This is a genomic window from Piscinibacter defluvii (genome assembly GCF_004011805.1).
In the GTDB taxonomy this organism is placed as follows: Bacteria; Pseudomonadota; Gammaproteobacteria; order Burkholderiales; family Burkholderiaceae_C; genus Piscinibacter; species Piscinibacter defluvii.
This window is the reverse complement of sequence record NZ_RCHJ01000035.1, coordinates 14,573-34,417: the sequence shown is the minus strand read 5'-3', so window position 1 is coordinate 34,417 and position 19,845 is coordinate 14,573. Positions and strand designations below refer to the sequence as shown.

The 19,845-nt window shown below is 76.3% G+C and carries 13 protein-coding genes and 1 pseudogene; all 14 read right to left on the bottom strand.

The window, feature by feature from the left end; translation table 11 throughout:
* Nucleotides 1–975 (bottom strand): annotated as a pseudogene (locus D9C15_RS31205) (hypothetical protein); the annotation flags it as partial.
* A gap of 244 nt (nucleotides 976–1,219) precedes the next feature.
* Nucleotides 1,220–3,535 carry a right-handed parallel beta-helix repeat-containing protein gene (locus tag D9C15_RS31200; RefSeq protein WP_128003389.1) on the bottom strand — a complete coding sequence of 772 codons (2,316 nt, stop codon included), beginning with the start codon at nucleotides 3,533–3,535 and terminating at the stop codon, nucleotides 1,220–1,222.
* A gap of 5 nt (nucleotides 3,536–3,540) precedes the next feature.
* Nucleotides 3,541–5,502: a hypothetical protein gene (locus D9C15_RS31195; RefSeq protein ID WP_128003388.1), complete on the bottom strand. Its 1,962-nt coding sequence runs from the start codon at nucleotides 5,500–5,502 to the stop codon at nucleotides 3,541–3,543.
* 24 nt (nucleotides 5,503–5,526) lie between these two features.
* Nucleotides 5,527–8,481: a phage tail protein gene (locus D9C15_RS31190; RefSeq protein WP_128003387.1), complete on the bottom strand. Its 2,955-nt coding sequence runs from the start codon at nucleotides 8,479–8,481 to the stop codon at nucleotides 5,527–5,529.
* A 16-nt stretch (nucleotides 8,482–8,497) separates the two neighbouring features.
* Nucleotides 8,498–10,759 (bottom strand): baseplate J/gp47 family protein, encoded by a 2,262-nt coding sequence (locus D9C15_RS31185; RefSeq protein ID WP_128003386.1) that lies wholly within the window; start codon nucleotides 10,757–10,759, stop codon nucleotides 8,498–8,500.
* Nucleotides 10,760–10,762: 3 nt separating this feature from the next.
* The gene (locus tag D9C15_RS31180; protein WP_128003385.1) at nucleotides 10,763–11,164 is read right to left on the bottom strand and encodes a GPW/gp25 family protein; all 402 of its coding nucleotides are present in this window, start codon (nucleotides 11,162–11,164) and stop codon (nucleotides 10,763–10,765) included.
* A complete protein-coding gene (locus tag D9C15_RS31175) occupies nucleotides 11,161–13,245 on the bottom strand; it encodes a hypothetical protein (protein ID WP_128003384.1) in 2,085 nt (694 codons plus the stop codon). The genes D9C15_RS31180 and D9C15_RS31175 overlap by 4 nt, the downstream gene beginning before the upstream one ends.
* A gap of 7 nt (nucleotides 13,246–13,252) precedes the next feature.
* The gene (locus D9C15_RS31170; RefSeq protein WP_240668667.1) at nucleotides 13,253–13,972 is read right to left on the bottom strand and encodes a phage baseplate assembly protein V; all 720 of its coding nucleotides are present in this window, start codon (nucleotides 13,970–13,972) and stop codon (nucleotides 13,253–13,255) included.
* A gap of 8 nt (nucleotides 13,973–13,980) precedes the next feature.
* Nucleotides 13,981–15,051, bottom strand: coding sequence for a phage late control D family protein (locus D9C15_RS31165; RefSeq protein WP_128003382.1), 1,071 nt, complete (start codon nucleotides 15,049–15,051; stop codon nucleotides 13,981–13,983).
* Nucleotides 15,052–15,062: 11 nt separating this feature from the next.
* Nucleotides 15,063–15,230, bottom strand: a complete 168-nt coding sequence (locus D9C15_RS33600; protein WP_164886937.1) for a hypothetical protein — start codon at nucleotides 15,228–15,230, stop codon at nucleotides 15,063–15,065.
* Nucleotides 15,231–15,251: 21 nt separating this feature from the next.
* Nucleotides 15,252–16,007, bottom strand: coding sequence for a CIS tube protein (locus tag D9C15_RS31160; RefSeq protein WP_128003381.1), 756 nt, complete (start codon nucleotides 16,005–16,007; stop codon nucleotides 15,252–15,254).
* Between the two features lies 1 nt (nucleotide 16,008).
* On the bottom strand, nucleotides 16,009–16,467 hold the full coding sequence (locus D9C15_RS31155; protein WP_128003380.1) for a phage tail protein: 459 nt from the start codon (nucleotides 16,465–16,467) through the stop codon (nucleotides 16,009–16,011).
* An 82-nt stretch (nucleotides 16,468–16,549) separates the two neighbouring features.
* Complete coding sequence (locus D9C15_RS31150; protein ID WP_128003379.1) at nucleotides 16,550–19,363, bottom strand: phage tail sheath family protein; 2,814 nt, start codon at nucleotides 19,361–19,363, stop codon at nucleotides 16,550–16,552.
* A gap of 19 nt (nucleotides 19,364–19,382) precedes the next feature.
* Nucleotides 19,383–19,835 carry a phage tail protein gene (locus D9C15_RS31145; protein ID WP_128003378.1) on the bottom strand — a complete coding sequence of 151 codons (453 nt, stop codon included), beginning with the start codon at nucleotides 19,833–19,835 and terminating at the stop codon, nucleotides 19,383–19,385.
* Nucleotides 19,836–19,845 lie beyond the last annotated feature (10 nt).

Sequence of the window (19,845 nt, the reverse complement as noted above, 5' to 3'; positions counted from 1 at the left end):
CGACGGGCCGGCGTCGGCACCGCGATGCCCCGCGGGCACCGGCGCACGGGGCCGCGCGGCCACGCCCTGCGCCGGCATGTGCGGCAGCACGCCCGGGGGGCTTGCCGTCGTGGCCCGCGCCGGGCCTGCGGACCGCGCGGCGCTCGAGGGCGGCGGCGCCGGGTCGGTGCGATCGGTCGGCGCCGGCAGGCGCTGCGCGATCGCCGCGAGCTCGTGCGCGCGCTGCGGCGCCTCGACGAGCACATCGCACAGCGCCTGCAGCCAGGCGGCCGCATCGGCACGGGCGGGCCGTGTGTCTGCGGCCGGCGCCGCCATGGGCTGCCGGGCCGCGGGCGCTGCTGCGGGCGGCGAGCCGCTGCGGGGCGCGTCGCCCGCAGGCCTGGCGGCGGGTGGCGTCGTCGTGGTGTCCGCCTCGGCGCGTGCCAGCCGCTCGCGCAGCCCGGTCGGCACCGGCCAGGCACCGGCGAGCGCCTCGGCCAGCCGCGCGCGCGCCGCCGCGCCGCCCGACACCAGCCAGGCGTGCGCCCGTGCGGGGCCGAGCCGCTGCAGCGCGGCCGGCACCGCGCGGGGCGCGGCGACCCAGCGTGCCCAGGCCACGGCCGGCACGCCGGCCGGCGCGCGCCCGGCGACCAGCAGCGACCACCACCAGCGCTGCGCCAGCGCGCCGTCGAGTGCGTCGCCTGCCAGGCAGGCCAGCAGTTCGGCCTCGTCGGCGAACCACACCGCCGGGCAGGCCGCGCCCACCGGGTCGCCGCGCGCCGGGCGCGCCGCGCCGCGCAGCAGCGCGCCGAGCGCCAGCGCCGGCGGTTCGCGGCCGACCGCCGCGGCCGGCACGCGAGCGTGCCGCAGCGCGACGATCGCCTCGGGCGGCAGGCCCCAGTCGCGCGGTTCGAGCGCGGCGAGCCAGTGCTCGAGGGCGGGCCGGGCGCGTGCCGCACCGGGCACGCGCGCATGGCGGACGACGACGCCGGTCATGGCCCGGGGCCGCGCCGGCGCGCGGCGCAGAGGGAATCGGGGCGGGCCTGGGCGGCCCGCCCCTGCGTGCCCGGGATTCGAACCCGGAGGCTACCGACGTTGACAGGCTTCCGGCGGTACAACCGATCGATGCACGGGTTACCGCGACAACGACCTCCGCGTTCTGCACAGCACCATCGCATCGCCCCGGCTACCGCGCCGTGAACCACGCGAAACCCCATGCTCGTCTCCAGCGGCCGAGCGGTCAAGCCTTGTCCTCCTTGAGTCGCTCGAGGCGGTGGTTGTCGCGCCGTACGAGCTCGTCCTTGAAGTCGGTGACGGCCTGGAAGAAGCCCTTCTCGTCCCCGCGCGCCACGTTGTCCTCGACGCGCCACAGCCGCGCCAGCTCGCCGCGCTTGTCGGTGGGCTGGAACGCGACCGCCTGGGCGAAGCCGTCGAACAGGTTGTCGCGCACGGTCAGCTGCGCGCCGTACAGGCCGTGCAGCCGCAGCCCGTGCACGTCGAGCTGCCGGCCCGCGCTGCCCGGCAGCCGCACGTGGTTGCCGAGCACGAGCACCGAGTCGGCGTTGCCGACGAACAGCCCGAAGCGCAGGCTCTTCTCGTCGCCGCGCAGCTGCAGCACGACCTGGTTGCGCTCGATCTGCACCCGCTCGGCCGACAGCGCCGGGTCCTCCTCGCGCGCGCTGTCGGAAATGCCCACGCCGATGCCGCACACCGCGTCTCGCACCAGGTTGCCCTCGATCTGCAGCAGCCCGGCGCTGCGCCCGCCGACGCCGATGCCGCGCTGCAGCGCCGCCTTGCCGCTGCCGCGCACGCGGTTGCGCAGCAGCTGCGCGGCGCCCGGGTTCAGCACCAGCAGGCCCTGCTGGTCCGCGCCGGCGGTCAGCACGCAGTCGCTGACCAGCAGCTGCGGCGCGGCGCGCTTGCCGACCGCCTCGGTGCGCAGGCCGCAGACGAGGGCCGCGGCACGCAGCCCCTCGGCGTCGGCGCAGCGCGCCTGCACGCGCTCGATGCGCACCTGCGCCGTGTCGACCACCGTCAGCGCGCCCAGCAGGCCCAGGCCGGTCTTGTCCTTGCCGCTGCCGGGCCTGCGGCCCTCGAGCGCCAGGTCCGCCACGTCGGCGCTGCCGCAGCCCTCGATGCGCAGCGCGCATTCGCCGGCCACGTTGACCAGCGTCGCGCCCGGGCCGCGCAGGTGCACCTGGCCGAGGTCGGCGATCACGAAGGTCCTCTCCCAGCGGTACTCGCCCGGCTCGAAGCACAGCACCAGGTCGTCGCCCGGCTTCAGCCCGGCCAGCGCGGACTCGGGCGCGCGCCCCGGCCACAGCACGCGGTGCCGGCAGGTGGTTGCGCGCAGCTGCTCGATCGCCTGCTGCACGTCGTCGGCCCCCGGCAGCGCGCCGCGGGTCGCGTCGAACCACACCTGCTCCGCATGGCGCACGTGGCGCAGGTCGCGCACGAACAGCAGCGGCCCGCCGCCGTCGAGGCGGTAGACGCGCATCCGCCGCGCGCCCGCGCCGTCCAGCTCGATCGGGTCGGCGCGCAGCGCCTCGGCCAGCACGACCGGCGCGTCGCCAGGCGCGAGCGTCACCTCGCGCGCCGGCTGCAGCGGGCCGAGGAAGCGGCGCCAGTCGGTGCCCGCCGGCAGCATGCCGGCCGGCGGCAGCCAGGCCAGCACGCCGGCCGCCGGGGCGTCGGCCAGCGCCGGCGTATCGGCCAGCTGGCCCTGGAACTGCAGCAGCCGCGCCTCGGCCAGGGTGTCGTTCGTGCCGCCCAGCCAGGTGCTCCACGGGGTGCTGGCGGCCGACGGCGCGAGGCGCCGCCGCACCGCCCAGGCGTCGACGAACACGACCGCCTGGCCGACCATGTAGACCAGCGCCAGCGGCACGTCGCAGTCGGTCAGCCCGGCCACCACCGGCCCGGGCGTCGGCGCGCTGCCGAGGCCGCGGTGCGCGGCCAGCCAGCCCGCGCCGCGCAGGTAGGCCCAGGCGGCGCGGCTGCGCAGGTTCGCGACCGCGGCGGCGTCGGTCGACGCGATCGACAGGTCGTCGACGCGCAGCAGGCGCAGCTTGACTGCATCGACGCGGCTGTCGCTGCTGCAGCGCGCGTTGACCGGGTCGAGCGCGAGCACCGGCACGCTGCCCTCGGCGAACGAGGCCGGCGCGAGCGTCAGCAGGAACAGCCCGTCGCCGGCGACATAGGGCGCCCCGGGCAGCGCGCCGCAGGCGCCGAAGTCGCCGCTGCCGCCGGTGCTGGCGGTCTCGGCGGCCTGCACCAGCTTGACCACCGGGTCGGTGCCGAGCATCAGCACGCGCCCGGTCGCGCTGACGGCCAGGCCGCGCTGAACGCGCACCAGGCCCGGCTCGCTGCCGTCGACGCGCGCCACCTCGAGCCCGGTGGCGATGCCGGGCCCGTGCGCGCGGCCGAGCTGCGCGTCGGACTCGGCGCGTGCCTGCTGCTCGCGCGTCAGGTCGCCGCCGGTCAGCAGGCGGCCGTTGAAGAAGTTCGGGTTGCGGATGCTCTGGTCCGCGATGGGGCTGCCGAGCGCGCGCGTGGCCATCGCCGTCAGCCTTGCACCGGCACGAAGCGGTGCAGCGTGAAGTGCACGCGGTGCAGCGAGTTGGGCAGCTCGCCGCTGGCGAAGATCACGAAGCTCAGCAGCACCGCGTCGGCGGCCGCCACCTCGATGCGGCGCAGGTAGGCCAGCACCGGCGTCTTGTCGCTCCATTCGGGCGTCAGGTGGCCGGTGAAGCCCTTGCGCGGGCCGTCGGCGTCGGCGATCTCGCGCAGCTCGACCACCACCTCCAGCGTCGCGGCATTGAGGCGGGTCGCCTTCGCGCGGGCCGGCCCCGACGCGGTGACCGTGGCGCCGAGCGCGTTGCCGGCCGGCTCGACGGCGACGATGCCCGAGGAGAACGGCTCGACGCCGCCGGGCACCCAGTTCTTGCCGTCGAACATCAGCAGCTGGCCGGGCACCGGTTCGTTCTTGGCCAGCGGCACGCCGCGCAGCCGGACCACGCGGACGTTGCCGATCTGTCCCGTCACGTCGCCGCCAAGCGCCGGCAGCGAGGCGGCGCCGTGGCGGTGGTCGGCGCGCGCATAGGCGGTCTCGGTGCCGACCGCCGCGGTGTCGCCGAAGGCCAGCGTGGTCGGCGGCGTGGTGGCCGCCGGCGGCACCGGCGGCGCCGGCGGCAGCGCCGGCAGCGGGTGCACGTGGTCGGCGCGTGCGTAGGTCGCGTTCGTGCCGACCACGCCGGCGCCGCCGAAGCTGAGCCCCGCCGGCACGCTGCCCGCGGGCTGCGGCATCGCCTTCGGCGCCCAGGTGTTGGTGCTGCTCAGCGCGAGCACGTCGCCGGGCGACGGCGCGGTGGCCTCGATCGTGCGGCCGCGCAGCCGCACCACCGAGGTCGTGCCGACCGGGCCGGTCGCGTCGCCGGCCAGCACCGGCAGCGGCGGCGTGCCGTGGCTGTGGTCGGCGCGTGCGTAGGCGCTGCCCGTGCCGGCCGTGGCCAGCTGGCCGTAGGCGGTCTCGGCCACCACGCTGGTGGCGGGCTCGGGCGCCGGGTTCTGCGCGATCAGCTCCTGCACCATGCGCAGGCTCAGCAGCACCGGCCGGCGGCTCTCGTCGAGCACGATCGACGCCAGCACGACCTGCAGGTCCTCGGGCGCCACCTGCAGCTGCAGCGTGGCCAGCAGCACGGCGTCGTCGGCGCCGCCCGGCGCGGTCGCCCCCGGGCCGCAGCCGAAGCGCGCGCGCCACAGCGGCCGCAGCTCGGTGGTCCACAGGCGCAAGGCGGCGCGCAGCAGGCTGTCGGTGGTCTCGAGGCCGGGTGGCGGCAGGCCGAGCATGAAGTCCTCGGGCGGCGGCGGCGAGGTCGGCGCCAGCCAGGCCATCGCGGCGGCGCGCAGTGCGGCCAGGAAGTCGGCCTCGCCCTGCGGCGGCGAGCCGGTATCCACCGGCACGCGCGCGATCCAGTCGGCGAAGTCGCGCACCGCCATCTCCTCGCGCTGCGGCGGCGCGTCCAGGCGCAGCTCGAGGCGGAAGCCGTCGGCCAGGCGCGACGGCGCACTCAGGTCGTCGTCGCTGCGGCACGGCTCGCCAGGGATCGGCACCGCGTCGACCGCGCAGTCGCGGTAGGACAGCACCACGTGCAGCGTGAGCGGCGCCGGGCTGGGCGCCGGGCTGCCGAAGGCCGCGCGCACCGCGTCGCGGTGGCTCGCGAGCCAGGCGTTGATGTCGCAGCACTGCTCGCTGCCGACGCACACCGGCGCGCCCGAGGGCGTCCAGGCCATGCCCGGGGTGACGCGCACGCGCGCGGTGCCGGCGTCGACCGTGACGCGCAGGCCGCGCACCGTGCCGTAGCCGAGCAGCTCGCGCGCCAGCTCGTGCTGGCGGGCCCGGTGGTAGGCCTGCTCCTGCACGAAGTCGTCGACGCCGAGCAGCATGCCCTGCACGTAGTTGACGCGCTTGCCGTCGTCGACGGCAACCGAGCCGGCGCCGGTGATGGTGTTTCCGCAGCAGGCCATGGTCGTTTCTCCTCTCGGAATGCCTCAGCACTCCAGCAGCAAGCGGTCCTTCGGTACCGGGCCGGTCGGCGCGACCCGCGCCGCGCCGACATGGCCAGCACCCAGCACCAGCGGCGGTGCGAGCCCGGGCGTGCGGCTGCCCAGCCCGAGCAGCGTGTCGAGCCCGCAGCGCGCCTGGCCGATGCGCAGCAGGGCCCAGTAGGGCCGTACGTCGAAGCGGGTGTGCGCCGGCTTCTCGAGCCGCACGATGCGCGCGGCCAGGTCGACGCGGCGCGCCAGTTCGTCGGCGTCGGCCTGCGGCCCGGCGATCGGCAGCAGCACGCTGAACGCATGCGCGCGTGCCGCCATCGGCTCGAGCAGCAGCTCGAAGGTGGCCCAGTCGGCCAGCCCGGCCGAGGTGGCGGGCAGCACGGTCGGTGGCGGCAGCAGCGCGAACTCGGGCCAGTGCCAGCCGGTGCGCGCGGCCATCGTCGCCGGGCGCAGGTGGCGCCGCGCGACGAAGCCCTGCCAGCGCGCCAGGCGGCGCGCCAGCCGCGGGTCGTCGAGGGCAAGCGAGGCCAGGAAGGCACGCCACTCGGCGCGCCGCGCGTCCGCATCGGGCTCTCCGTCGACCGGCCAGCGTGTCGGCAGGGCCGCGCCGAGCGCGGGGGCGAAGCCGGCCGCGACGAATTGCGCCCAAGCCGCCGCGATGCCCAGCGCCAGCTCCGGCACGACGCCCAGCGTGTCGGCGCAGAAGGCGGCCCAGTCGGCATCGCGTGCCGTGCCCGGCGGCAGCGGCGCGAAGCGCGCTTCGGGCTCGGCCGGGCCCTGGGCGGCGAGCCAGTCGCGCCAGCGCCGGTGCAGCCCCTCGGCGCCTTCGGCGAGTGTCCAGCGCGGCCCCTGCAGCACCTCGCGCGGCGCGTCGTCGAAGGTGGTCTCGCCCAGCAGCGCGAGCGGCATGCGGCGCGTCAGGAAGGCCTCGACCACGCGCACGCCCCAGGGCTGCGTCTGCGAGGGCGCGGGCAGCGCGAACTCGGCGTCGGGCACGCAGTCCGACAGCGCCAACTGCACCGACAGGCGCAGCGCCTGCGTGGTGCCGCGGTACTTGAACAGCTGCACCGCATGGCGGATCAGCTGGCGGCGCCGGTCCTCGGCCAGCGACGGGTCGAGCACCAGGCCGAGCCAGCCGGCCAGCCAGTCGAGCGTGTCGGCGCGCGCGCTGCGCACGTCGAACAGTGCCGCGGCGGCCGCGATGCGGTCCTCGAAGGCGGTGAACTGGCCCTCGAAGTTGGCCAGGAAGCGCTCCAGGAAGTCGGCCGACGCGGCGTCCTCGCGGTAGACCGCCGGCAGGTAGCGCTGCAGGTAGCTGAAGCGCGGCTTCCACGCACGCAGCGCCTGCACGCGCGGCGTGGCCAGTTCGTTGCCGGTGAGCGTGAGGCGCAGCTGCAGCCAGCGGCCGCGCGCGCGCTGCAGCAGCAGCTCCCAGGTGCCGTGGCCGGCGGCGGCGTCGGTGCGCGCGCCGGGCCCCTCGACCAGCCAGGGCAGCTCGCTGCCGTCGGGCCGCAGCACCGGGTCGGGCTCGGCGACGAAGGGCAGCCCGTCGAGCAGCGCCGCGTCGTCGGCCGCGCGCGCGGCGATGTGCAGCGCGCAGCCGGCCGGGACGCAGGCGTCCAGCATCACGCGGTGCCACACGCAGCCCGGCTCGCCGCCGTCGAAGGCCGGGCCGAGCAGCGTGCCCTCGGCCTCGTGGCGCGGCCGGTTCTGCTGCACGAGCGGCAGCCAGCGGCCGCGGCTCTCGTAGCGTGCGCCGGTGTCGCCGTCGACCGCGGCGGCGCCGGTGGCCACCAGGTCCACGCCGCCCCAGCGCTGCAGCGGCAGGAAACCGGCGTCCGGGCGCAGCACCAGGCCGCCGGCGTCGCGGTCGAGGTCGAAGGCGAACGCCTGGTTGCCCTCCTGCGACACGACCAGCAGGCGCTGCCACGACGCCTCGGGGCCGAAGCGGCCGGCGTGCAGCACGGCGTCGAAGCCGCGCAGCACGAAGCCGGGCTGGTCCTCGTCGGCGATCACGTCGCGCGCACCGCTCGTCGAGGCCTGCGCGACCAGCGTGCCGTCGCGGTACAGCGAGACCAGCGCGAAGCCGTCGCTGCCGGCCTCGTCGAGCACCAGCACGGCGCCGTCGGCCAGCACCTCGACCGACACCGGGTCGGCCCCGCCGAGGGCCGTGACGGCGAGCTCGAACCAGGGCTGCGGCGTGGCCGGCGGCGGGCTGGCGGGCGCCGGATCGCTGCCGTCGGCGGCGGCGAAGTCGTCGTCGGGCGCACTCGCGCGCGGGTCGACCGCGACCATGCCGAGGCGCCGGCCGAGCAGCCAGACACGGCGCTGCTCGCGGTCGAGCACGGCGACGCCGCCGTCCGCGCGCGGCGCGAGGTCGTGCGGCACCAGGCGCCAGGGCGCGGGCCACTGCAGCGTCAGCGGCGGGCCGCCGGCGAGCAGGTCGAACACCAGCAGCCCGCCGGGCTCGCCCGCGGCCGGCACGCGGCCGGCGACGAGGTAGCCGTCGCCGGTGGCCGCCAGGCCGCGCAGCACCGCGGGCACCGGCGCTGCCGGCGGCTCGACGGGCGTGAACTCGCCGCTGTCGGGGCGCACGGGGTCGGCCCCGGCCTCGACCGGCCAGAAACGCGTGCTGCGGCCCGAACCGGCCGAGCGCACCTGGATCGCCGCGCCGCCGGCCTCGATCCAGTACAGGTTGCCGTTCGTGTCGGCGGCCGAGCCGAGCCGCCGCGCCGGGTCCGGCGGCAGGTCGCCGCGGCCGGCGCGGAAGCGCCCGGCACGGCGCGCCAGCACCAGCGCCTGCTGCGCGTCGTCGTAGGCCAGCGGCACGTCGCCGCCGGCCTCGAGCGCGGCGGCCAGCGTCGGTTGGTCCGGCCGGTCGAGCCGGCAGGCGGTCCAGTCGCCGCGGCCGAGCAGCAGCGCGAAGCGGGAACCGTTGGCGTCCTGCATCGTCGTGCCCTGTCCGTCAGCACTCCGGCGGCACGGTCGGCACCGGCACCCGGCGCCGGCGCGTGGTGCCGCTGCCGCTGCCGCCGGCGCTGCCGTCGCCGCCGGCGGTGCCCAGCAGCGTCTCGATCGGCACCGGGTCGCCGGCCTCGACCGACAGCCCGACGAGCTGCGGCAGCTGCAGCCCGTGCAGCGGCAGCTCGGGGTCTATCGCCGCGCCGTCGGCGCCGGCCAGCAGCACGCCGTTGACGCGCAGCACGCCCGGCACACGCGCCACCTCGGCCCACAGCTCGAGCCGGTTGACCGGCCGGCCGAGCGGCCAGCCGCGCTCCAGGCCGGGCAGGTCGGTCGCGCCGTCGCTGCGCGAGGGGGCGAGCAGCGCGCGCAGCCGCGCCTTCACGCGCTCGCGCACGTCGGGCACGGTCCAGCCGCCGGCCACGGTCAGGCCCACCGACAGCCAGATCGGCAGGTACAGCGGCCCGCGCAGCACCAGCTCGGTGGTGACCAGGCGGCGCGGGTCGAGGTGGCGGCACAGCGCGTCGATGAAGGCGCGGTCGGGCATCGGCGCATCCGGTGCACGCGGGTCGTGGCGCGGCACCAGCATCAGCGTCACGACGCCGGGCGCGTCGCCGGGCTGGGCGTCGCCCAGGTCGGGGTGCCAGGCCGCCAGCACCTCGACGCGGGCGATGTCGACACCCGGCGCGCGCAGCGCGATCTCGGCGAAGTCGTCGGCGGTGACGCAGCGGTCACGGTGGCGGATGAAGGAGGCGACGCGCTTCTCGCCCTCGACCGGGCTCTCGGCGTCGGCGCCGCCCCAGGTCGGCAGCGGGTTGGCCGGCTTCAGGCCGGCCGGCAGGCCGGGGCCGGCGTTGATCGCGCCGGCCGGCACGTTGCCGGCGCTGCCGTCGCAGACGTCGTAGCGCGCCACCAGGCGCGCGCCGCGTGGCGGCCGCTTGCCGCGCAGGCCGTCGCCGAAGCGCAGGCGGCCGGCCTCGGCGTCGACCAGGAACACCTCGCTGGGCCGCGGGTCGACCCAGGCCTGCGAGGGCGAGCGCAGCGCCGACACCGCGCGCACCTCGGGACCGGCGGCCAGCAGGTCGTCGATCGGCCGCCACGGCGTGGTGGCCGTGCCCTCGACCATGTCCACCGCGACCGAGCCGGCCACCACGCCGGGCCGCGCGAGCGTGAACACCTGGTCGGGCTGGCCGTCGCCTTCGCCGAGCAGCTCGTTGACCACCGCCACGCGCTGCTCGACCCGCGCGACATTGACGCCGGCCCACAGGAAGCTCGCTGCCGCCGAGGTGGACGGCAGCACGCGCAGCCAGGTGACGATGCGCGCCGCGAGCGCAGAGTCGTCCAGCGCGGGCGGGAAGTCGTCGACGCCGGCCTCGAGCGGGTCGAGCTCGCTCCAGTGCGTGATGTCCTCGCCGCGCGCGGGCAGCGTCAGCTCCACCGTGCCGGGCTCGGCCAGCACGTCGACCGCGCTGCGCGCGGCCAGCGCGGTGTACTGCGGCAACGGCGGGCTGCCGTCGGCCGGCAGCACGACCCGCGGCAGCGCCCAGCCGATCAGCGTGGCCGCGTCGGCGCCGGCGGCGGCCTGGCCGGCGGTGCCGAGCGACTTGGGCCGCTCGTCGACGTACGGCACCAGGCCGAGGCTGAGCGTCTTGCCGGCCAGCGCGTCGGCCACCGCGCGCGGGTCGGTGCGCGGCGGCGCGAGCAGCGCCACCCAGAGCGCGCCGTCGGCCGTGTCGCGCGCCAGCGCGACCGGCTTGCGGCCGTCGAGCTCGCGCGGCTCGTAGGTGGCGAGCTGCGCGCCGTCGGCGCCCGCGGCCTCGTAGAGCAGGTCGTAGTAGCGCTGGTCGACCTCGTCCAGCGCGACCGTGAACTTGACGAAGGCACGCGCCTCCAGCGGCAGCACGTCCAGCGCGCCCGTGGTGCGGAAGGCGACCGCGCCGGCGCGCAACTCGGTGCCCTGCGGCAGCGTGGGCACCGGCTGGTCGGCGCGTGCGCCCTCGAAGCGCACCAGGCCCTGGGCCGGCGCGGCCGGCGCGAGCGGCAGGCCGAGCAGGCGCAGGAACTTGGCGCGGCTCGTCTCGGGCACGCGGTTGGCGCGGTACAGCAGGCTCTCGGCCAGGAAGGCGAACAGCTCGACCAGCGTGACGCCCGGGTCGCTCTCGGCCAGCTGGGTCCATTCCGGCGTGTGCGCCGGCACACGCGCGAGCGTGTCGCGCACCAGGTCCTGCCAGCGGCGGTCGTCCAGGGTGGGGGCGGGCAGCGGCATGGTTCAGCCTCCGGCGGTGCCGACGGCGACGGACAGCGAGACACGCTCGCGCGCCTGCGTCGCCACCAGGCGGTAGGTGATCGTCGCGATCGCCGCCTGCGGGTCGACCGTGTCGGCCTGCACCTCGACCGACTCGACCGCCACGCGCGGCTCCCAGCGCTGCAGCGCGTCGGCGATGCGCTGGCGGATGCGTGCATGCGTCGCGACGATGTTCGGCTCGAACAGGAAGCGGCCCAGCCCGGCGCCGAAGGCCGGCAGGCGCAGCCGCTCGCCCGGCTCGGTCATCAGCACGATGCGGATCGCCTCGCGCACGTTCTGGTCACCCTCGGACCAGGCGATGCGGCCATCGGCACCCACCCGCGGCGGGAAGCCCATGCCACGGCCGTAGACGCGGTCGGGCGTCATGAGCCCGATCCTTTCTTGCCCTTGAAGCCGGGCAGGGGGAAGCACACGACGAACAGCGGCAGCCAGCGGAAGATCAGGTCCAGCAGCGCGACGATGATCATCAGCAGGATCAGCGCGCAGATCGTGATGATCGGGATCGACAGCGAGCACATCACGCCGAGCTCGAGCCCGCCCTGCTTGCACGGGCCCTTGTCGGGCACGTCCAGGCCCTTGTGGAACGGCCAGGGCAGCACGCTGAGCACCAGGTCGCCGAAGGTCATGCCCTTGAAGCGGTCGAGGTGGCCGCACAGCATGTCGCTCATAACGAACACCGCGTTCTTGTCGAACTTGCGCAGCCCGGCCGGGCTGATGTCCAGCGGCAGCCCGATGCGGATCGGCCGCGCCGGCGCGTCCGGGTCGAAGAAGCCGGCCATCTGGAACGGCACCGTCGCCCGGCTGACCAGCGTGTCCTCGAACGGCGCGCAGTCGGGCCGCTCGTGCACGAAGCGGATGCGATACCAGGCCTCGCGCAGGTCGGCCGGCGTGCGCGCGGCCAGGCCCGGCTCGGGCAGCTTCGCCGTGGCGCGCGCGGTCTGCGCGAGCACGTCCTCGAGCAGCTCGGCCAGCGTGTCGATGCGCGCGGTGATGCGCTCGGCGAGGTAGTCGGTCGCGGTCGGCTCGAAGGCCGCCGGCTCGGGCGGCGCGGCGATGCCGAACCAGGGGTCGGCGAACAGGTACAGGAACGACGGCCAGCCGGTGGCGCGGCCGCTGGACGGCAGCGCCAGCGGGTCGGGCGCCGCCTCGAGCATGCCTTCGAAGTCGAGCGCGCCCTCGGTCTCGGCGGCGGCGCGGCGCAACGCGGCGAGCAGGTCCACCAGCACGGCGTAGCCGGGGCACTGCTCGGCCAGGCTGAGGTCGTCGGGCGTCGCGGGGCTGGCCAGCGTGGCCGGGTTGCCCGCGCTGTCGGTCACCAGGCCGACCGGCATCGCCACCGCGGCGAGCGCGTCCCAGAACGCGCGCAGCGCCGCGTCGGCCGGGCGCTGGTTCGCGAGCACATGGTCGTTCCAGAACGCGGGCAGCTGCTCGCGCAGGAACAGCAGCAGGTCCAGCAGCAGGAACCACGAGGCGGTCTGCAGGCGCGCACGCTCGGCGCGCAGCACGCCGAGGTCGGGCTTGTCGGTGTCGTAGCCGTCGTCCTTCTTCGGGAAGATGCGCGGCAGGCGCGCCGCCTTCAGCGCGGCGAGGTCGTCCGGGTCGCCGCCGACCGCACCGTTGAGCATCGCGGACGTGACCAGCGCCTTCCACGGGCCGAGCACCTGCATCCGGAACATCACCCCGCGCGGATCGGGCTCGACCGGGTCCGGCCCGCTGCCGCCGCGCCGCTGCGCGCCCTGGTAGGTCTCGCGCCGGCCCACCGGCACGCTGCCGACGGCCAGCCGGCGTGGCTGGCCGGCCACCTCGTGGTAGCGCGCCGGGAAGGTGGGCAGGCGTTCCTCGCCGACCAGCAGCGTGGCCGCCGCGCCCTCGGCGTCGGCCGGGCCGACGTGGCGCCATTCGCCGGTCTTGCCGGTCAGCACCCAGGCGTATTCGTCCCAGGCCGACAGGTCGGCGATGTCGGGCAGCGGCGCGGGCGCCTCGCTGTCGCGCGGGAACAGGCGCCGCATCACCAGGCTGGTGGACTGCCGCGCCGGGTCGACCGCGCGGTCGGGCAGCCCGGGCCGGCGGCACACCAGCGAGGCGGCGACCAGGTAGTGGCGCTGGTGCGCGGGCTGGTAGAGCTTGAGCGGCTTGGGCGCGACGACCGCCGGCACGCCCGCCTTGGCCGCGCGGCGGCGCAGCAGCGGCAGCAGCCGCGTCGGCTGCCGGTCGGTCCAGCGCAGCGGGTCGGGCGCGGGCGCGCCCATCGGCTCGCGCCAGGTCTCGGGCTGCGCCGCGTACTGCGGCAGCGCGCCCGGGTCGCGCTCGAGCGTGGCGAGCAGCTCCTCGATGAACTCGTCGGTGGCGAAGCGCAGGATCTGCGGCTGCACGATCGCGCCGCGCGAGGCCGGCGTGCCCGGGCGCCAGAACGGCTGCGGGGCGGTGAAGGCGATCGCGTGCGTCATGGCCGCCTCACCAGATGTTGCCCGCGCCGGGCGTGTACGACGCGCTGATGATGCTGTTGCAGATCACCGTGTCGGCCTTCACCACGCCGGAGAACTTGCTCATGCCGGCGTCGACCGTGACCAGGCTCGCCGACACCGCCACCTGGCTCGCGTTGACGGTGACCTTGGCCGCGGCCGTGACCGTGATGCCCGCGGTCTCGAGCTTGACGGAGTTGCCGTTCGAATCCTCGATCAGCACCGCGCCCGGGCCGTCCTTCAGCGTGATCTTCTGGCCGCCCGGCGTCTCGAGGATCATCTGCTCCTGGCCGCTCTGGTCGTCCAGCGTCAGCTTCACGCCGTTGCGCGAGCGCAGCACCTTCTTGTCGTTGCGGCCGCTGCCGTCCATGCGCTCGGGCGGCGCGTCGCGGCCGTTCCACAACGCGCCGACCACGTAGGGGCGGCGCAGGTCGCCGGCCTCGAACGCCACCAGCACCTCGTCGTCGACGTCCGGGATCAGCCAGCTGCCGCGGTTGTTGCCGCCCATCAGCGTGGCCAGCCGGGCCCACAGCTCGCAGCCGGCGCCGGCGGTGTCGGGCAGCCAGGGCAGGCGCACCTGCACGCGGCCCTGGTTGTCGGGGTCCTTGATGTCGGACACCAGCGCCGGGTAGACACCGTAGAACAAGCCGCCGAGCCCGTGGGGCTCGCGCGCGCCGTGCAGGGCGTCGATCACGCTGCGTTCGGCCGGCATGCCCATGCTCAGGGCCTCCCGATCCAGGCGCGCTCGACGCCGAACTCGGTGCGCAGCCCCTTCGCGGCGTCGAAGCGGTGCAGCACGTCGGTGATGCCGTAGCGCCCGTCGAACAGCGGCCCCAGGCCCTGCAGCTCGACCGCGCCGCCGGCGCGCAGCTGCGGCTCGGCATCGGCCTCGCCGCGCCCGCGCAGGAAGCGCCGCGCGACCAGCTTCAGGTGCGACTCGGCCTCGTGGCGCGCCGCCGCCGCGTCGAACGGCACGCGGTGGCCGAGCTGCTCCTTGCGCTCGCCGAGCGCGCGCTGCAGCACGGCCGGGCCGCTGTCGCCGCGGCCGGCCTCGGAGGCGATCGCCGCGGAGGTGGCGCTGCCGCTCGCGGCGTCCTTGTTCGCCACGTCCCAGCCGGCGCAGCACACCTCGGTGCGCTGGTGCGCGAGGTCGGCGCTGACGCTGAACTGGTGCAGCCGCGCGCCATGGGTGAGGCGCGGCGCGGGCTGGCGGCGCTGGCCGCGCGGGCGCGCCGTGAGCTTGCCGTCGGCCAGCAGCAGGTCGGCGTCGGCGACCAGCATGCGCCGGCGCAGGAAGGCGAGGTCGCTCTCGTTGGCCTGCACCAGCAGCGGCCAGGTCGGGCCGGACAGGTTCACGTCGGCCTGCAGGCCATGGTCCTGCGCGACGCGCTGCACCAGGTCGGCGTCGCTGATCGACTCGAAGCGGCGCGTGCGCCGCGTCATGCGCAGGTCCTGCAGCTTGTCGTCGGCGCGCACGACGACGGTCGGCGGCGCCATCGCCGGGAAACGCCCCTCGATCGCGACGATGCGGCCGTCGAACAGTGTGTCGTCGCCGAGCTTGACGACGAAGGTCTGGCCGAAGTCGAGCACCTGCAGGTCGAACCACAGGTGGCCGAGGTTGCGGCCCTGCGTGGCGCCCCAGTTGCCGAACTCGGCCTCGCAGCCGGCCAGGCCCGTGACGCTGTCGGACACCGCCAGGCGCAGCAGCCCGCTGTCGAGCGCGGCACGCGCCTGGCCGCCGACGCTGAAGGCGGGGCGGGCGGAACTGATCGCGCTGCGGCCGGCGTCCATCGTCGCTCCCGTCAGTCGGCGGCCACGCGCAGCGCCAGCTCGTGCAGCTGCTCGAGCAGGCGCTGCAGGTCGAGCGGGTCGGGCGTGCCGGCGCCCGGCGCGGCGGCGGCTGCGGCGCCGTCCTGTGCGGCGGCGGGCGGCTGCGGCACGACCTCGAACTCACCGATGGTCACGGACATGGGTCGTCTCCTGCGGCTGCGTCAGAACAGGCTGCGCGGCGGCGCGGCGCGCAGGTCGATCAGTTGGCCCGGCAGCAGTGCGCGCGGGTTGTCGATGCCGTTGGCCGCGGCGATGCGCTGCCAGTCGCCGCCGGCGGCCGCGGCCAGGCCCTGCAGCGTGCTGCCGGCCGCCGCCGCGGCCAGCGGCGAGGTGCCCGGCCCGCGCGGCGCGCCGGCCGGCCGCGCGCTGTCGCCCAGGTTGGCCAGCAGGATGGTCTGCTGCGACAGGCTCAGCGACAGGCTGGCGCGCAGCGGGTGGCCGTCGGGCGAGAAGAACTCGATGGTCTCCTCGATGCCGTCGACCAGGCCGTCGAAGATGAAGCTGCCCCAGGCGAAGCGCACGCCGGGCGGCACGAACTTGGTCGCGTCGTCGGGCAGTGCCTTCGGGCGGATGAAGTAGACGACCTTCTGCGTCAGCTCGCGCACGTCGTCGACGCGCTGACCGTCGGCGCCGGCGGCGGCGTCGAACCACAGCTGCACCGCGAGCTTGGTGGTGCCCGCGCCGACGAACTGCCGCCCGGTGTTGCCGGTGCCCTGGTCGCTGCTGCCGCCACCGCCGCCGCTGCCACCGCTGCCGCCGGTGCTCGGCTGGTTGTTCTGGATCTGGTTGGCGAACTGCAGCTTCAGCGAATCGGGGTTGAACTGCACGTCGACCCGCCGGCCCTGGCCCTCGGGCAGTTCCTGCAGCTGGTCGTCGAGCTCGATCAGGCGGGCCTTGCGGCCGCGGGTCTCGGGCATCTCAGCTCCCCTTGCCGCGCTTGACGGCCATGTGCTCGTAGGCGATCTGCAGCTCCTCGATCGCCACCGCGCCGTCGCGGCCGTTCAGCGGCGGCGCCTTCATCTTCACCGGCAGGCAGCGCGACAGCACGAAGCGCGCGCGCTCCGCGCCGTCGGGCGCGAGCAGCACCACCTCGGCGTCGGCGCGCAGCCCCGGGTCGGCCAGGCTGTCGCTCATCCACTGCCAGAGCTCGAAGCTGTCGCCGGTCATGCCGCGCTTGAGCGTCAGCTGGCCGACGGTGGCCGGTCCGGCGAGGCGGATCTGCCGGTCGTTGCTGCCGCCCTCGCGGATGGTCTTGACCTCCATGCCGATCTCCAGCCCGTCGCATTCGGAGAACGCCGCGCCGGCCAGCGGTGCGCCGGCGTCGGCGCGCACGATCTCGACGGCGAAGCTGAAGGCGGTGAAGGGGTGGGTCGCCATCAGCGCCGCCCGGCCGCCCGAAGGCGCTGATGCGCCCCCTCGGGGGGCAGCGAACGAAGTGAGCGTGGGGGCCGTTGATTCATCAGCGCTGCTCCTGCGACACGAGCCGCTCGCCGCTGCGCACCAGGCGCACGGTCAGGAAGCTGAGCGGCAGCGCCGGCGCGACCTTCAGGTCGACGTGGAAGCGGCCGGCGTCGCGCTGCGCCGGGGTGTTCAGCTCGTCGCCCACCTCGACGCGGAACGACTGCGCGGCGCCGCGCCCGGCGAACGCGCCGCGCACGTACAGGCTCTGCAGCAGCGCCTCGAAGGCGCGCTCGACGGTGCGCTGCAGCGCCGGTCCGTTCGGCTCGAACACGTAGGCCGCGCCGCGCCGCAGCGCGACACGGCGCAGCAGCGCCATCAGGCGGCGCACGTTGACCGGGCGCCAGTCGGGGTCGCGTGCGAGCGTCTCGGCGGTGGTGGGCACGAAACCCGCCGGCGCGCCCGCCACCGGGTTCAGCTGCGCCTCGAGCAGGGCCTGGCGATCGTCGTCGGCGAGCGCGAGGTTCAGGGCGACCACGTCGCGCAGCGGCGCGTTCGCCACCGCGAACCAGGCACCGCGCGCCAGCGCCGAGCCGGCCAGCTGCCCCGCGACCGCGCCGTCGGGCGGGCAGGCGATCGTGCCGGCGTCGCGCCGCGTGTGCAGCCAGGGGTGGTAGAGCGCGGCGTGCGAATGCGCGCGTGACTCGTCCGGCCCGAGCGGCGGCGGCAACGCCGCGCTGCCGGCCGGGGCGTCGCGCAGCGTGTCGGCGTGCACGATCGCATCGGCCCAGCGGTAGTGCGCCGGCAGCGCCAGCAGTGCCAGCACGTCGCCGCGCCCGGCCGCGGCGCGCAGCATCAGGCGGTGCAGCGCGAGCAGGTTGTCGGGCTGCCAGGGCCGCAGCTCGTACAGGCTGCCGCCGACGCGCACCTCGAGCACGCCGGACCAGGGGCTGGTGCGCAGTCCGTCGAGCGCGCGCACGCGGTACCAGCGCACGCCGCGCGGCCGCGCCACCACCGCCAGCGCGGTGTCGGTGCCGGCGTAGAGCAGGCTCGCGACCAGGAAGGCGCGGTCGCTGCCCTCCTGCAGCTCGAAGCGCACCTGCGGCTCGGGTCGCGTCCACGAGACGCGGTAGCTGCCGCCCGCATCGGGATCGGCCTCGGGCAGGAAGGCGGGCGCGGCCAGCGGCGTCTTCGCGCAGTCGTCGAAGCAGCCGCAGGGTGCGGCGGACGGCGCCGGCGCGGCGGCATGCAGGCGGCGCGCCGGCTCGCGGCGGCGCTTGCGCTGCCAGCCGGGCTGCACCGCGTCGGGCACGACCAGCAGCGTCGGCTCCTCGGCCGGCCCGTCGACCGCGGCGCCGAACAGCGCATGCAGCCCGCGCAGCGGGCGTGGCGTGCGGCCGGCCACGCGCAGCGCCTCGGCGCGGTCGGCCAGCACGTCGGCGCTCGCGTCGGCCAGCGCGGCTTCGGCGAACAGCGTCCAGTCGAAGCGGTCGAGCCCGTCGCGCAGCAGCGGCGGCAGCGCGATGCCACGCGCGGGCAGCCCGGCGACCGGCGCGACGCCGATGTCCAGCGGCAGCAGCACCAGCTCGCCGGGCAGCGCCAGCGACGCGAGCGGGAAGCGTGCGGCCGGCGGCGCCGCGGCGGCGCGCTCGATGCGCTCGAAGCTGCGCACCACGCGCTCGGCGCGCTGCGGCCGGGCCAGCGTGCGGTAGTAGGCCTCGTCGTCGGGCAGCGCCTGCAGGCTGGCGGCGCCGTCGTCGCGCGGCGCGAGCGCCAGCCCGGCCTGGTGCTGCGGCATGCCGCCGGGCGGCGTGGCGCTCAGGTCGGCGCGCAGCCACTGCGCGCTGGCCACCTCGCCGGCATCGACCCAGCGCTGCAGCGCCGCATGCGGCAGCCGCGCCGGCACGCGCCACGGCCGGCCCAGCAGCGTCGCACGCACCTGGCCCGCGGCATCGCCCAGGGCCGAGGCGTCGAAACGCTCCAGCACCAGCCAGGCCGGGCCGAGCCCTCCGTCGACGGCCACGCGCAGCACCTCGCCGGGCTCGAGTCGCACCGCCGCCGGCAGCGTGGCCTCCAGCGCGAGCCGGCCGTCGTCGCGCCACGTGCCGCTGGCCGCGACCTGGCGCTGCGCCGCGCCGTCCGCGCTGCGGCGCGTCGGCTCGTACCAGCCGAGGTGCCGCACCGTCGGCGTGCCGCGCCAGCGCTGCAGCATGGCCAGGCCGTCGAGCTCGAGCGCGCGGCGCAGCGTGCCGCCCGCCGACACCGCGGCACCGGCCGACGCGATGCGGCCCTGCAGCCAGCGTTCGGCGTCGATCGCGATGCGCAAGGTGTCGCCCGGCGCGAGCGCCAGCGCGACCGGCCCGTCGGCCTGTACCGACAGCGTCGTGCCGGCCAGGCCGGCCGGCCGCACCGCGAGCGACGGCAGGTCCAGCGTCAGCGCGACGCGCAGCGCGTCGGCCCAGGCCCCGGGCGAGCGCGCGGCGATCCAGGCCGGCTCGACCTGCCAGGCCTCGTCGGGCGCGGCGCGGCTGAGGCGCAGCAGCTGCGGCAGCGGGAACTGCGTCGTGCGGGCATGCGCGCCGGCGACGCGCTGCACCCAGGCGCGCACGCCGCCGTTGGAGAAGAACTGGCGCAGTGCCGGGTGCAGCAGCCCGGTGACGGGCGAACCGTCGGGCGCCTCGAGCAGCACGATCTCGCCGCCGAACACCGCCTCGAACTCGGCCAGGCTCTCGACAGCGACCGGCACGCCCAGCGGCCCGCTGGCGGCGAAGCCGACGAACAGCGCGACGTCCATGCGCGGCAGCGCGTCGTCGAGCGCCGGCGCGGGCACGTCGAAGCGCACCCCGGGCAGACGGCGTTGCAGCGTGCGGGTCATCGCGCGGCGTCCTCGGGTCTCACTCCATCTCGAGCCGCTCGTAGGCGAGCACCAGTTCCTCCATCGCGACGTCGGTGCCCTTGGCGTTGAACGGCCCGCTGGTGTGCTTGGTGATGCGCGCGCGCATCAGCTTCCAGGTCTGCACGACGGCGGTGTGGTCCTCGTTCTGCAGCTGGATGGTCACCGTGCGCATCGCGTTCTGGTTGCCGTTGCGGATGTCGTTGAGCCACTGGTACAGGTTCAGCGAGCCGATCACGCCGCGCTTGAGCGTCACGTCGCTGGCCTTGTTCAGCCCGGTGATCTTGCGGACGCTGTTCTCCTTCTCGTTGCCGTTGCGGTACTCGGACACGGTCACCTCCATGCCGATGCCGCTGCACTCCTGGAAGCCGGCCTCGGGCCCCTCGGTGTTGCCGGTGCCGAGGTCGACGAGGAAGTTGAACTGGACATACGGACGGTCGCGCAGGACGGCCATGGCGTTTCTC